Source organism: Zhongshania guokunii (assembly GCF_040892635.1).
Taxonomy (GTDB): domain Bacteria; phylum Pseudomonadota; class Gammaproteobacteria; order Pseudomonadales; family Spongiibacteraceae; genus Spongiibacter; species Spongiibacter guokunii.
In genome coordinates, this window is the sequence record NZ_JBFRYA010000003.1 from 280,191 (window position 1) to 293,845 (window position 13,655).

Here is a 13,655-nt window from a genome sequence, read left to right on the forward strand (position 1 = left end):
TGGGTGAGTATCTAAGCTAAGCTGCTAAGCATTCTCAATCATTCCGTTGTTTCAATAGATCAAACACCAACTTAGAAAAACCAGCGGCTTTCGTTGCATCCGACAAAAGTTGCATCATTTGATTTTGGTGCGCGTCACTACTGCCTAAGATTGCGTCATCAATGGCCGTGCTAAAGTCGCCTAGCATGGCTTGTTCTGAGCTGTTATTTCTAATTTGCTGCATCACTCGATCGTTCTCGCTCACCTTGTCGCGAATGGTATAGGCGTAGTTCACCATATCTTTTTCTGTTAACTGGTCGGTAATGAACAGCTCGTTTAAGCGGTTTATCAGCTGTGATAAGAATTCTTCCTTTTTATCCTTGGGGCTAGCCGTACCCAACCCTTCTCCTGGCACTAATTTACTGTCAGGATCGTCTACTTGCAGCTTAATGTCTTGCTGCTTAATCTTAGACAGGCGGTAGTGGCTTAGCTCTACATTGCTTAGATCTATGTCGTCTTCATCTACCACTGTTTCGCGCAGCATGGGGCGAAGGTTACGAGCGTATAGGCTCAGCTTCTCAAGGTCTTTGTTGTCATAATCAACAATCTGCGACATGAACTCGTAAAAGCGTACGAAGGTGCCTAGATCTTTTTTGAATATCTCTAGCGCGTCCTTTTCCCTCTTGCAGTCCTTAAAGCTATTCTCAGCGTTGGCGATCAATACCGCATCACTGGTCTTCTTTGTGCGTTCAAACATCATCTTGGCTTGTTTGTAGGCTTCTACGGCCGATTTATACCGCTGCGACCATCGTTGTACTGCCGGTTTACAGATATTCGCTATGGCGGCATTACTCTTGTTCTTCACAAAGAACGCATCACAAAACTGCTCCACCTCAGACCAGCTGAATATTTTCGCCTCTCGTAGTTTGTCGAATAACTCGAAGATAAGGTTGGGATCAGATACGTCGTCTAGTTCAGCCGTTTGATAGTAAGGCTGAAAGGCCGCCAGTATCTCTTCGGAGTCGTTAAAAAAGTCCAGTACAAAGGTGCCAGTTTGGGCCTTGCTGGGGAAGATGCGATTTAGCCGTGACAAAGTTTGTACACACTCTACGCCACCGAGTTTTTTGTCTACGTACATGGCACACAGCTTGGGCTGATCGAACCCCGTTTGAAACTTGTTAGCCACAATCATCACCTGATAATCGTCGCTATCAAAAGCCTTACGCATGTCCCGACCCTTAAGGTTGGGGTTCATATTGATTTCGGTAAACTTGTCGCCAATTATGCCCGACGAATTCGGATCTTTGTCGGTAAACTCCACCTCACCGGAGAAGGCCACCATGGCAAAGATCTTCTGATAACTTTTTTCAGTGATGTACTTATCGAAGGCTAATTTATAGCGCACTGCCTCTTTACGGGAGCTGGTCACTACCATGGCCTTAGCCTGTCCACCTAACAAGCCCATCACATTGTTTTTAAAGTGCTCAACGATCACCTGTACTTTCTGGCTGATGTTGTAGTCGTGCAGACGTACCCATTGGTTAAGTTTTACCTTAGCCTTTTTACTCTCTACCTCTTCGTCGTTACTGGCTACTTTCATGGCCAGGTTATAGGCCACTTTGTAGTTGGTGTAGTTCTTTAGTACGTCAAGAATAAAGCCTTCTTCAATAGCCTGGCGCATGCTGTACACATGGTAGGCTTCGGGCTTATTGGTTTTAGAAGGCGCTTCTTCTGGCTTAGGCAGGCGACCAAATAATTCAAGGGTCTTGGTTTTAGGCGTGGCAGTAAAGGCTAAATAACTCAGGTTGGCTGAGGCGCGGCGAGATGCTACCGCAGCATCGAGTATATCCTCTGTGCCCAGCTCTTCTTCCGAGTCGCTGGAATCAACCATCAGCACTTCTTTTAACTGGCGTGCCGTGGAGCCGGTTTGCGAGCTATGGGCCTCGTCAGCAATAACTACATACTTACGTTCCTTAAGGCTGACGCTATCTTCAATAGCCTTTAGCACAAAGGGGAAAGTCTGAATCGTAACGATGATAATGGGTTGCGAGTTTTCTAGCGCGCTAGCAAGCTTTTCAGATTTTGAGCCATCGCCTTCTTTGTTGTTAATACGTCCAACAACGCCGTCAGTATGTTCAAACTGATAGATGGTGTCTTGTAGCTGGTCGTCCAGCACGGTTCTGTCGGTAACGATGATCACCGAGTCAAAGTTCTTGTTGCCGTTCTCGTCACGCAGGGCTGACAGCTGATGTGCCACCCAGGCAATGGAGTTGGACTTGCCCGAACCCGCGCTGTGCTGAATAAGGTATTTATGCCCCGGCCCTTCAATACGGGCGGCATTAACCAGTTTAGAGACCACGTCCCACTGATGGTAACGGGGGAAGATAAGGGTCTCTTTTTTATACTTACGCCCCTCCCAGTCTTCCTTTTCTTCAATCTGCAAATGCACAAAACGGGCAAGTATGTTCAGCAGGTTATCCGGCAGTAATACCTCATTCCACAAATAGTCGGTGGCGTATTGGTTTATATCGTCCGGTACATCATTACCGGCTCCACCCTCACTTGTGCCTTTATTAAAGGGTAAAAAGTAGGTGTCGTTCCCTTCCAGACGAGTGGCCATATACACTTCGTATTGGCTCACAGCAAAATGCACCAAAGCACCCCGTTTAAAGGTTAGCAGCGGCTCTGGCTTCTTGGTGTTAGGGTCAGTAGCAAAGCGCGTGGTTTTGTATTGCTTAATGGCGTTGTGCACCGCCTGCTTAAATTCCGACTTTAACTCCAAGGTAACCACGGGCAGGCCGTTCACAAATAACACCAGATCAATGCGCCAGGCTTTGGCCTTGGTGCCGGTTTCGGCTAAATGTTCTTCAGTGGCCCAGGGGGAGTAAACCAGCTCAGGTACTACCCGTAACCGGTTGGCTTTATAGGCGGCTAAGGTATCGGGGTTAAGTTCATGCTCTGGCTTAAACTGGCAAAGGCTAAAACGGGTGCCACGGTCACGCAATTCATGGCGCAAAGCCCCTAAAGTGCCAAAGGTACGCATTTGCTTGTTGGCGGCATTGGGGTCAGCTTTGTTTAGTTGGGTGGCGACTCGCTCTAAAAAGGTCTGCTCAGCGTTATGCGGGTACAGAGCGGTGAACTTCTGCCATTGCTCGTCCTGGGTCTCCTGTACAAAATCCAGCAGGTCTTCAGGATATAGGGCCAGTTCACGGTTGTAGTTTTCGGGTTTACCCAGCAGCCAGCCGTTGGCGACCAGCTGCGCAATTATATCGTTTTGAAAGGTGAACTCGTTGGCTTTACCACTCCCTGACAATACACTCATGCGGCAACTTCCTTGTTGTTATTTGTGGGGGCTGGAGATTGCCAGTTTCTAACGTCTATCTTGCCTGTGACGGCAGCGGAGATGAGGGCTGTGCGACGCTCACTAAGTAACTCTATACCATATTTAGCTTTCTCAATTAGCGAATCAACTATCCCTATTCTTTTTTTAAGTTGCGCAACAATTTCAATCTGCTCTTCAAGTTCAGGTGTCGCTATTTTCATCCTCTCAAATGCTTCACTTCTCAAACACTTTGTCCCGTGCGCAGACTCCTCGACTAAATCTAATATAAAGTCTCTTAACCCTTTAATAAAAAACAACAGAAACTCGCCGTCTATGCCTTTAATAGGAATTAGGGCTTTCATATCCTGGTTGATTGTTACTTCACTTTGCGTGAGAGCTACGGGCACAGAGTGAACTAATATCATTCCCCTCACTACTATCAAAACACTTCCAACGGGTATGAGTTTCGTTGATGATTCCTGAACGGCTTGTGATGTAATTTTGTCTTGGGCGTCATCAATATAATCAATCTTCATATCCTTGGGAGAAACCCAGGGTATACTTCCATTCCAGTAATCAGGTCTTTCTTTACTGGGCGTGCCGCCACCCATTTGCCGAATAATATAACGAATTTCACTGTCCGCCCAATGCTCGGGCACTTCCCCTAACCACTCAACTCCTGAGTCGCGCATGGGGGCGTTGGGGTTGAGTCCCTTGGTGACGGCATGACTGATAACGGCCTGGCGTTTTTCTTTGAGTAGTGTGATCAGCTGTTGTTGTTTGTCGATCAAGGTGTCGATTTTGGCGGTTTCATGGTCGAGATAATTTAAGATGGCAACTTGCTCACCTTTAGTCGGTAATGGAATGTATGCCCCTTTAATATCATCCCAACCAATTGCAGCTCGGTGCTCTAAGATACCGTTGCCAAAAGTTGCTAAGTATTTTTGAAATGGCCGATTTTCAAAAACTCTTAAAGCGAAGCGCTGCTCGATAACTTCAGAGTTAGCATCAAGCACGATATAAACAGGACTACAAACGCCATCGTAGCCTGACATCCCATATGAACCAATAGCGTAGTTCATACTATTAATAACAAGATTCCCCTTCCTAACAATTTTGCACTTACTCAAATCATCTGGTTTTTTATTGCCTATATCACCTTTATCTTCGTAACGAATTACACCAATATTTGCCATTAGAGACAGGTAGTTTTGATCTTTAGCGCCTTCATTTTTATCAGCAATATTTTTAACAACCGCACGACAAGGTAAAACACTCCATTCCTTCGGAACTTCACCCATCCAGCCCACACCAGATTCTTTATACTCAGAGTATGCTTGCTGTTTACCTGCCATCAGGAATGCACCTCTTGTAGCAGAGCCATAATCTCCGCGCTCACCACATCAAGGTCGGCGTCAATCGCTGCTAAATCTCTGGGCGGCTGGTACTGGTAAAAATGTCGGTTAAAGGGGATCTCATAGCCCACTATGCCTATCTCCTGATCCTTGGCATCTTTCTTACTGGCGTCTATCCAGGCATCCAGCACATGGGGCTGTACTTCTTTTAAAAAATACGCTTCGTTAAGCGCATTGACCGGCTGGCTGGGGTCTAGTGCAACGTTTTCATTGTCACGCAGGTCACCGTCTGTTTTGTATTCCACGACTTGCTTCTTGCCCTTAAGTGTTACTTCAAATAAGCCATAAAGGGGATTGGCTGTCGTTGTGTGGATTTTTTTAATAACCTTCTCTGCTGCTGGGTTCTTCCAGCTTACGGCGTCAGTTAGGTGCTTCTTCTCCTTAGTATCAAGGGATATGCCTTGAGCTTTGCAGGCGGCTTTTAAGACAGCCTCATAGCCGTTCATATCGTCATGCTGGGCTGTACCGATGGCGGCTTGCAGTTGTTTTCCTTTAAGCATGATGTGCTTTTGTGCCAACCAAAGTTTACTGTCGAGCAGGTCTTTAATTTGTTTTTCTTTTAAGTCAGTGAAATGGCTTTTGATATAGGCACGTATCTCAATAGCATGCTCCTGCAACACGCCATAAGCCTTGCAATCAACATCGTCAGACCAGGTGGCCCCAAATTGCTCATACACCCACTTCATGGGGGCGTTAAAGGGTTTACTGGCAAAGCGCAGCTCAGCTATGCGCTCGTCACTGAACTGATACGACTCTCGTAACGGGCGCTCGATGGTAATACGGCGATATCCAAATTCATGGGTGGCGAAGATTTTACTGGAGAAGGTTTTGGCTACTTCGGCTTTGGAATTAGCCGCCTGACGGCCACGGTTACTTTTTTGCTCGGCGGGTTTGTCTAGCTCGCGGGCATCTACTACTTCAAAGGCCCCAAAGGTACGAGTGATCGTGGCAATGTCCTCTTCGCTCATTTCGTTACGTTTAGAGCCAAGGGATTTGCGCATTTTACCGCAGAGATTAACCCCGTTGATTAGCTGAACCTTACCTTTACGCTCAGGGGCTTTCTTATTGGACAGCACCCATACATAAGTAGCAATGCCGGTGTTGTAGAACATATCTGTGGGTAGAGCGACGATGGCTTCAAGTAAATCTGCTTCGAGGATATAGCGGCGAATTTCAGACTCACCGGAACCGGCGCCGCCTGTAAACAAAGGGGAGCCATTAAGGATAATGCCAATACGGCCACCGCCGCTACTAGCACTATCGCCAGCACCTTTGTCCCGTAACTTGCTAATGAGGTGCAAGAGGAACAGCAGAGAGCCATCTGATACACGGGGTAAACCAGGGCCAAAACGCCCCTCAAAACCCTTGATGCTATTTTCGTCCTTGATGCTTTGTTCAATCTTCTTCCAGTCCACCCCAAAAGGCGGGTTGGATAACATGTAGTCAAACTTGTCACTGTAAAGCTGATCGTTAGACAGGGTGTTACCAAGTTTAATGTTATTCACCTCTTGGCCTTTGATTAGCATGTCGGCCTTACAGATGGCGTAACTCTCAGGGTTCAACTCCTGCCCGTAAGCCACCATTTTGGCGTCGGGATTAAGTTCGTGCACATACTCCATGCCAGAGGACAAAAAGCCCCCCGTGCCCGCTGTGGGGTCATATATGGTGCGAATGATGCCTGGCTTGGTCAGTGCATCATCATCCTCCATAAATACCAGGGAGGTGGTAAGACGTACGATGTCGCGGGGCGTAAAGTGTTCACCGGCTGTTTCATTTGATCCCTCAGCAAAGCGGCGTATCAGCTCCTCAAAGACCAGCCCCATATCGTGATTGGAAATGGCCTTAGGGCTTAAGTCAGTTTGCCTGACGCGCTGTACCACCTTATACAACAAGTTGGCGTCATTGAGCTGGCCGATAAATTCAGCGAAGTTGAAATACTCAAAGATCTCACGGGCGTCTTTAGAGAAGCACTGAATGTAACTTTGCAGGTTTGCCTTAATGCCAGACTCGCCCAACTTAGACAAGTCCATCTTAGATGTATTAAAAAACGATAAACCACCGGTTGCCCGTAATAAGAGCTTTTCCTGGGCTTCTTCCGGCAGGCTCATGGCTTGAATTCTGTCCAGTTCAGCCAGCACCTGTTCTTTAGAGCCCTCTAATACCCCCTCAAGGCGACGTAACAGGGTAAAGGGAAGAATAATACGGCCATATTGGCTCTGTTTAAAATCACCCCGCAGAAGATCGGCAATAGACCAGCAAAATGCAGCCAGATTATTAGGGGTTTGGGTGCTACCGTTTTCACTCATGTAGTGCGTTCCTTGAACATCAAGGGTATTAGCCTCATTAGGTTGTATAGATGACGCGACATTTGTTCGCTGTGACTGCGGTTGTGGGCAACCAGAGTGCGAAGTGAACATCCTGTTCAACGTGATATATGTTATTGGTAGCTAAATTAGCTTTTACGGCTCTGTAGGTCAAACTCTGGATTAGATTTGTGGTTCCGGTGCTGCGGATTGTGGGAGTCTGGCTTCAATAGCGGACATATAACACCGCTCCGCTTATCTGCGGTCGAATGCCTGTCCGAAAATAGCTAATAGTCGTTTTACGAAAGTGCTAAGCCGACAAAGGAAGGTAGAGGCTGAAAGCACTCACTTCGGAATGACATAAGCTCAGAAGATAGCAAGTAACTGATGGCGAAAGTGCTCTGAAAAAGCAAGCTCGCGCGCGGTCCTATGGAAGTAGAATTCGGTTTCATTAGATTCGGGCTCCCCTGACACAAGGGGATACGCCGCCTCCTCCTCGACAAGGCTGTCGCTACCACTAATTTCTATAGGTGCCCCCACACTAATTACTGATGCTGGCTCAACTGCTGGCAAAACGGCAAGATCGTGAGGAAGGTCTTCTGCTACCCTCTTTGCAAACTCTGACAAAGAGGATTCTGCAAAGATATACATCCATGCATATTTGTCGATACCACCGATACGACGCAGAATCCTGCCTAAAACCTGTCTAAAATGAAGCTCCGTGCGAATGCGGCTTACATGGCAACATACTTGTAGGCGCGGAATATCGGTGCCTTCGGCCACCATCCCAACAGCGACAATCCATCGCTGGTTACCCTCTCTGAAGCGCTGAATTCGATTGCGAGCATCTAAGCTATCGCTAGCTACAACCATTGCCGTTTCACCGAGCGCATTTAATATCTCTGCCACCAGGTAAGCATGGTCAATAGTACTGGCAACTACCAGACCGGCAGCATTCGCTATGTCTCCACGCAGTTCACTTAACTTGTTATTTGCCAATTGCAGCATGTGCCGCAGCGCCGGCTCATTAACCAATAGATCTTGGTAACTTACTACTGGGTCTTTGAGCAAGCTCGATATGCTTTCGAACGTTCTTACCTGACAGTCACCAGAGTTTGAGACCGTGAGCTGCACATCGCCATTGTCGACCAGCATTATCCGAGGTGACCGACATACTTTCTCAACAACAGCATTTGCCAAACTATAGCGAAAGTCACAAATCAGCCGTCCTTCTGGCGTGGAATACCTAGCTAGAGCGATACCCATTTCGTCAGATCGCCAAGGGGTCCCTGAAAGACCAACAGTATACGCTGCACTTTCTTGAATCCGCTTTACAATCAGCTGCCCCCAAAGATTAGAAACGCCAGGTTCTTGAGCCGCACAATGGTGAATCTCATCAAAGATTGCTAATACGCGATAATTATAGAACAGCGACCAAAAATCTTCGCTCAAATAGTCCATAGCTTGATAAGTGAGCGCTGTACCGCAGGCACCTAACAGTCCATCAAACTTACCGCCAACAACACTCTCTAGCGTCGCCCTAAAGCCCTGCGCAACTTCCCTCGACGGCGCAAAACAGACTACCAAGTCGATCATGCCCGTTTCGAGCATCCTTTTTGATAACTCTGCGGACATTCTAGTCTTTCCGGCTGCTGGCGTTGCCTGGCAAAAAAAATGACGTTGTCCGCCTTTAAAATGATCCAATGCCTTGCCAACGCACTCAGATTGCCAACGCCTCAACATTGTTAAGTAGCCCTGAGAATTAGTAGCGTATTTTCAACAGCCCTGAAGTGCCCAATCAGTTTTGAGCTGCGCTCTCTTGCTGACTCAAGTGGCTCTTTCAATTTCGTCCGTAACTCGGGAATCTCAGTCATTAATAGATTATATCGTTCGACCTCACCCATACTTGCATGCATATCTAGCTCAAGCTCCTTTAGCTGACCGCGAAGCGCACCGACATGGCTAGCAATAGGGTTCTGATGCAGATTTACCGCCAGGTCAGCTTTACACGCTGGAAGCCGCCGATGAAATTTACCAACGACTAACTCAATCTCCATATCACTCGGCAAGTCACCCAAATGATAAACCTGTCCACGCCTTTTTCTCTCTCCGTAGAGAGTGACCAAACCTGATTTCAGCATCTTTCGGATATATTCATATACATAAAGCCTTACGTCCTTGAGAAGAACCCCTTCAATACCGTCCTCAAGCAGCTGCGACGCGTAAATATCCCTCAATGCCTCGGTCGTAAAGTTTGCACCCTGAAAGGTGTTTAGAACTTTATACAGCGACTGATCAATCACGAAACTACGCTTTGCCATCTTAATCCTGCAAATAAAATAGCGGATTATAGTCCGTGGCCATATAAGCGGCAACAGAAGATAGTCAGGCCTTAACTATCGCTGAGGACTGTATGCCGTCTTTATCAATAACCTTGGGTGCCAAAATTAGGGCTATGAGGAACAGAAAAGGCTTCTCGCAAGACGGTTTGGCGCTTCAATGCGGCCTGGATCGCAGCTATATGGGCAGAATTGAGCGTGGTGAAGTGAACATAACTGTGGACAAACTCTACCAAATATCGGAGCTACTGGACTGCGAGCCAGCAGAATTGCTGCCAAGAATCAACGAGGTAGATAGGGAGGCCAGAAACTAAGGACTACATACATCGCTATCGGTCTGAGTAAACATCAGATTATCGTAAGCTATTAGATCGAAAATTTACGGTTGCGTATTTATTTTTCAAGTAGCCGCCTTTACGTCGAAGTGCTCGAATGGTTCACCCAAAAACTGGCCCAGCATTTAAATCATATTTGGCCAAAACAGCGTATATTGCCGATATAATTTCATTTCATGAGATAGCGACACCCTTTAAATTACCCACCTATTTTGCCCATAACATAGTCGAAAAGTCACAATAGCGGTCAGTCGCTGAAGCGGTCAAACTCGTATTCAGCAGCATGGCGTTCACTAATTCTGGTGGAATTCAGTTAAGAAATTGATTTTTATTGAGAAGTGATTATGCTCTGTGCTTCGGGGATTCCACATCAAATGCAGGATGCACACAAATGAAAAAGCCGTCTCAAGCTTACTATCGTCCTTATTTAAATAGAATTTTCCTACTTAAGTACCTCAACGCTTAGACTCACTATGTGCATGAGTTATAAAGCGGAACGCATTTGAATTTGCTGTTAGCCAATAGACGGAGAGCTTGTGAGTTACTTCATCGAGCATGAATATACAGCGCAAGGGCACATTATCGAGTGCCTATTCAATATGCATCGAGATCTGAGCGAGCGCGATGAAATTGTGTACTCTGATTGTATTCCCGTGGCGGTCTTTTCAGCATTTGCAATCGAAGCCTATATAAATGGTATTGGGGCTAAAGTAGTAAACTTTTGGGACTCAGTTGAACGCAATAGCTGGCAGAGCAAGGTTGAAGTTTTGCATGCGATTGCCGAAAAAACTCCTGATTGGGGTGCAGACCCTTTAAATTTTGCCAGAGAGATGTTTAAGCTTCGAGATAAGTTGGCTCACGGTAAGCCAGAGGTTGTTAGCATGGGGCCTTACCCAACCAGGGCTGATGCCGGAGACCATTATCATGAAAGAAAAGAACCAGAGTGGATGCTTAAACTAAATAAAAAGTGGCTTACTAGGTCTAAACGGATGTTCATCGAGACAATGGACTATTTCAGAGACCTCCACGGCTTACCTGACAACGATCATTTACGCTTTGAGAGAACTGAGGTGGTTGAGCGAAATGGCTAACAATCGGAGGCACAGCGACGGTTTTTCCATTGCGGCTTCGCCTACATTCCAAAGCCGCGCGAGCTGCGGGCGTTAGGCGACCCGAATCCAAGGCATCATCGAGACTATCTAAGGAGAATGGCATGGCATATAGAAACAAGACGTATGTTTGTTTTGATGGTGATAACGACATGAGCTACTACAGGCTAATGACAGCCTGGAAAGCAAACGATAATTCAGACTTCAACTTCCATAATGCGCATGACTTAAATTCCGCCAGAGATACGAGCGAAGAAGAAAGTATTAAGCGTCAGCTTCGTGAACGCTTCGCCAATTCCAAGTTGCTCGTGGTGCTGATCGGCGATAATACAAGATTCTTGCGAAAGTTCGTAAAGTGGGAAATGGAGGTTGCTCTCCGCCTTAACATGCCGATCGTCGGTGTAAATCTTAATGGAGAGCGATACAGAACTGAGCTATGCCCAGCGACAATTCGTGATGAGCTTGCGATATACGTTCCTTTCAAGCAAAAGATCATTCAGCACGCAATGGATAACTGGCCGGAAGATCATGCTCGTCGTAAAAAGGCCGGTGAGACCGGGCCTTTCTACTATAACGACAGCGTCTACACGAAATTAGGCTTGTATTCGTGAGATATTTTCTTGACACCATCACAAGCTGGGCCTATTGGCGATATGTTCTCTTCTCGGCGTCTGGCGCAACGTCTATCTTCGGAATCTTTGGTGCCATCTACCTTTTGGTCGAGGTGCTGGATTTCTTCAAGGTATACACTCGGGACGAGTATGGAGCCTTTGGCTTTCTGGTATTTCTATTTGTGGCAATTGTCATCTCTATCTCTGCCAGGCGCCCAGTAAATTGCATTCAATTGCGATTTCCGCATAAGGATTACTGCTTAGAAGTTCGGATTATCGATATTTTTGATTCGAGTGGTGCAATCATGATCAGCACAAACACCCTTTTCGAAGCAGATGTCGCAGGAGGAAAAATATCGTCGAGCAGTTTGCAGGGTCAGTTTACCGCACGATATTTTACTGGAAATCAGAAGGCGCTAATTGATGAGATAGAAACTCAGGTTAAATTGATTGGCGAAAACCGTCCTTACCCTATGGGTACAACATTTCCGATTACTACTCACGGGAAAACATTCTATTTCACGGCGATGGCTAAGCTCAATCAGAATGGAAACGCGTCTTCGACAGTTGCCGACGTTAAGGATGCCCTTGCTGGCCTATGGTCGTATGTAAGAAGCTCGGGTGAGCTTCAGGAGCTGGCTGTGCCACTTGTAGGAACCGGAAGAGGGCGTCTGAATATGCCAAGAAAAAAGATGATTGAGCTTATCGCAGATTCTTTTGTGGCGGCATCTGCAGAAGGAAAGTTTACCGACAAGTTGGTGATCTGCATTCGGCCAGAAGACGCTCAAAGGTTTCAAGTGAATCTATATGACGTCAAAGATCACTTGCAGCGGTCACTAGTCCACTAACAGAGTTATGAAAACTGCGCCTAACAAATTCTTGCAGTCGGAGCAAATCGCACGGTCATGCCTTTTGCATAAAGCGCAAAAGCCACGCCAGCACGCTTTGGTCGCTGAAGAAAGGCGTTATAGGTAAGGTTTATGATTGATGAAGACGGTTACACTCCGTTACTTCTTGCTTGCCTTAAAAGTGATATAGAGCAAGTGAAATCCCTATTACACAAAGGTGAATGTCCAAATATTGAATCAACTGACGGAGATACACCGCTTACACTTGCCATTGAAGAGTCACAAGTTGAGATAGTCAGGCAGTTAATAAAATATGCTGATGTAAATTATCGAAACAAAGACGGTGACACGGCTATAGAGTTGGCTGTTTACTTGGAAGAACCTGAAATTATCTCTTTGCTTGAATCTTCAGGTGCGATTCGTACAGGCAAGAAAACAGTTAGACAAACTATTGAAGATGAAGCTTTTGGTGAAAAGTATAAGGGGTAATGTAGTGATTGGTAAGATGTTAGAAGTCTTGGAGTCAGATAGTAAATTCAAAGACAACTTGCTTTCAATTGCAATGAGTGCCTCTTGTAAATCTGGCTTAGTTCCAGCTTTTGCAACACAAGAAGAGTTTCAGAAATATGTTGATACTATGAACCGAGAGAAGCATAAAGAATGTATGGAAAGGTTTCTCAAAGAGTTTTTAGAGGAAGCTTGGAGATATTCCGATAGCTGGGAGCCTTTTGAGTGAGTACATTTTGACTGTCGTTATAGGAAAGGTTGAACCTTATTGTGAAATAGGGAAAATTCCTTCCCTATTTTCAACACGCTAACTTAATGGCGCATAGCTGTCGTCCGTTAATATTCGAGTGTTACCCTATAATAGGGTAGCCGAGGGTCTCTAACCCTCAGCCCCCACAACACCCTGTAAGCGGATTGCACTGATCGGTCGTACGTCCGCTTTTTATCAGATCAGGAAAGGCCACCGTAAGTAGATAGTGCTTCAGGCTCTTGCGTCACAATAGCGGACATACATCTGCGCTAGACCGATACCGCTTGTAGTTGAATCAACGGTATATATTTTAATTGTGAGGATTTATGATCGACTTGTAAATTTAGAATGCTCGTTTTGCATTCCTTCCCAGAAGGAGGATCTTGATATCAACCACATAGGAAAGTGAGTCAGGACAGAAGCGCTGGGCTTTTTCTGTTTATCTTAAAAACAGGCATTAGCACTCCGTTTCTGATCGCTACATCCCCGAAAAATTATTAAAAAATAGAGAAAGTGTGAATAGCCCCTATCACTGTAGACACTCCGCATGGTAAAAATTAACCATCGGAGGAAGTATGAATCAACGTCGTAAATTTACTGAAGACTTTAAGCAAGAGGCAGCCGCTCAAGTCATTGA

General features: G+C 46.1%; 11 protein-coding genes. 6 read left to right on the forward strand and 5 right to left on the reverse strand.

The genetic code is table 11. From position 1 onward, the window contains the following. Nucleotides 1-34: 34 nt before the first annotated feature. The 5 genes from AB4876_RS05390 to AB4876_RS05410 all read right to left on the reverse strand — a co-directional run bounded on the left by AB4876_RS05390 (nucleotide 35) and on the right by AB4876_RS05410 (nucleotide 9,340). Nucleotides 35-3,301 (reverse strand): type I restriction endonuclease subunit R, encoded by a 3,267-nt coding sequence (locus AB4876_RS05390; RefSeq protein WP_368380621.1) that lies wholly within the window; start codon nucleotides 3,299-3,301, stop codon nucleotides 35-37. Further along, a complete protein-coding gene (locus AB4876_RS05395; protein ID WP_368380622.1) occupies nucleotides 3,298-4,656 on the reverse strand; it encodes a restriction endonuclease subunit S in 1,359 nt (452 codons plus the stop codon). Before AB4876_RS05395 ends, AB4876_RS05390 begins: the two co-directional genes overlap by 4 nt. Then, nucleotides 4,656-7,022: a type I restriction-modification system subunit M gene (locus AB4876_RS05400; protein ID WP_368380623.1), complete on the reverse strand. Its 2,367-nt coding sequence runs from the start codon at nucleotides 7,020-7,022 to the stop codon at nucleotides 4,656-4,658. Before AB4876_RS05400 ends, AB4876_RS05395 begins: the two co-directional genes overlap by 1 nt. 363 nt (nucleotides 7,023-7,385) lie before the next feature. Beyond that, entirely contained in the window at nucleotides 7,386-8,762 is a 1,377-nt protein-coding gene (locus AB4876_RS05405) for a DEAD/DEAH box helicase (protein ID WP_368380624.1), read from the reverse strand. 2 nt (nucleotides 8,763-8,764) lie between these two features. Continuing rightward, nucleotides 8,765-9,340 (reverse strand): VspR family transcription factor, encoded by a 576-nt coding sequence (locus AB4876_RS05410; RefSeq protein WP_368380625.1) that lies wholly within the window; start codon nucleotides 9,338-9,340, stop codon nucleotides 8,765-8,767. Between the two features lie 92 nt (nucleotides 9,341-9,432). On the opposite strand from AB4876_RS05410, the gene AB4876_RS05415 reads away from it, so the two are divergent. The 6 genes from AB4876_RS05415 (at nucleotide 9,433) to AB4876_RS05440 (ending at nucleotide 12,997) form a co-directional block, all read left to right on the forward strand. Further along, nucleotides 9,433-9,672 (forward strand): helix-turn-helix domain-containing protein, encoded by a 240-nt coding sequence (locus tag AB4876_RS05415; protein WP_368380626.1) that lies wholly within the window; start codon nucleotides 9,433-9,435, stop codon nucleotides 9,670-9,672. Between the two features lie 557 nt (nucleotides 9,673-10,229). Then, nucleotides 10,230-10,784, forward strand: a complete 555-nt coding sequence (locus tag AB4876_RS05420) for a hypothetical protein (protein WP_368380627.1) — start codon at nucleotides 10,230-10,232, stop codon at nucleotides 10,782-10,784. A gap of 122 nt (nucleotides 10,785-10,906) precedes the next feature. After that, nucleotides 10,907-11,413, forward strand: a complete 507-nt coding sequence (locus tag AB4876_RS05425) for a TIR domain-containing protein (protein ID WP_368380628.1) — start codon at nucleotides 10,907-10,909, stop codon at nucleotides 11,411-11,413. Next, entirely contained in the window at nucleotides 11,410-12,261 is an 852-nt protein-coding gene (locus AB4876_RS05430; RefSeq protein WP_368380629.1) for a macro domain-containing protein, read from the forward strand. The genes AB4876_RS05425 and AB4876_RS05430 overlap by 4 nt, the downstream gene beginning before the upstream one ends. A gap of 132 nt (nucleotides 12,262-12,393) precedes the next feature. Beyond that, nucleotides 12,394-12,750 (forward strand): ankyrin repeat domain-containing protein, encoded by a 357-nt coding sequence (locus tag AB4876_RS05435; RefSeq protein ID WP_368380630.1) that lies wholly within the window; start codon nucleotides 12,394-12,396, stop codon nucleotides 12,748-12,750. 4 nt (nucleotides 12,751-12,754) lie between these two features. After that, complete coding sequence (locus tag AB4876_RS05440; RefSeq protein WP_368380631.1) at nucleotides 12,755-12,997, forward strand: hypothetical protein; 243 nt, start codon at nucleotides 12,755-12,757, stop codon at nucleotides 12,995-12,997. Nucleotides 12,998-13,655 lie beyond the last annotated feature (658 nt).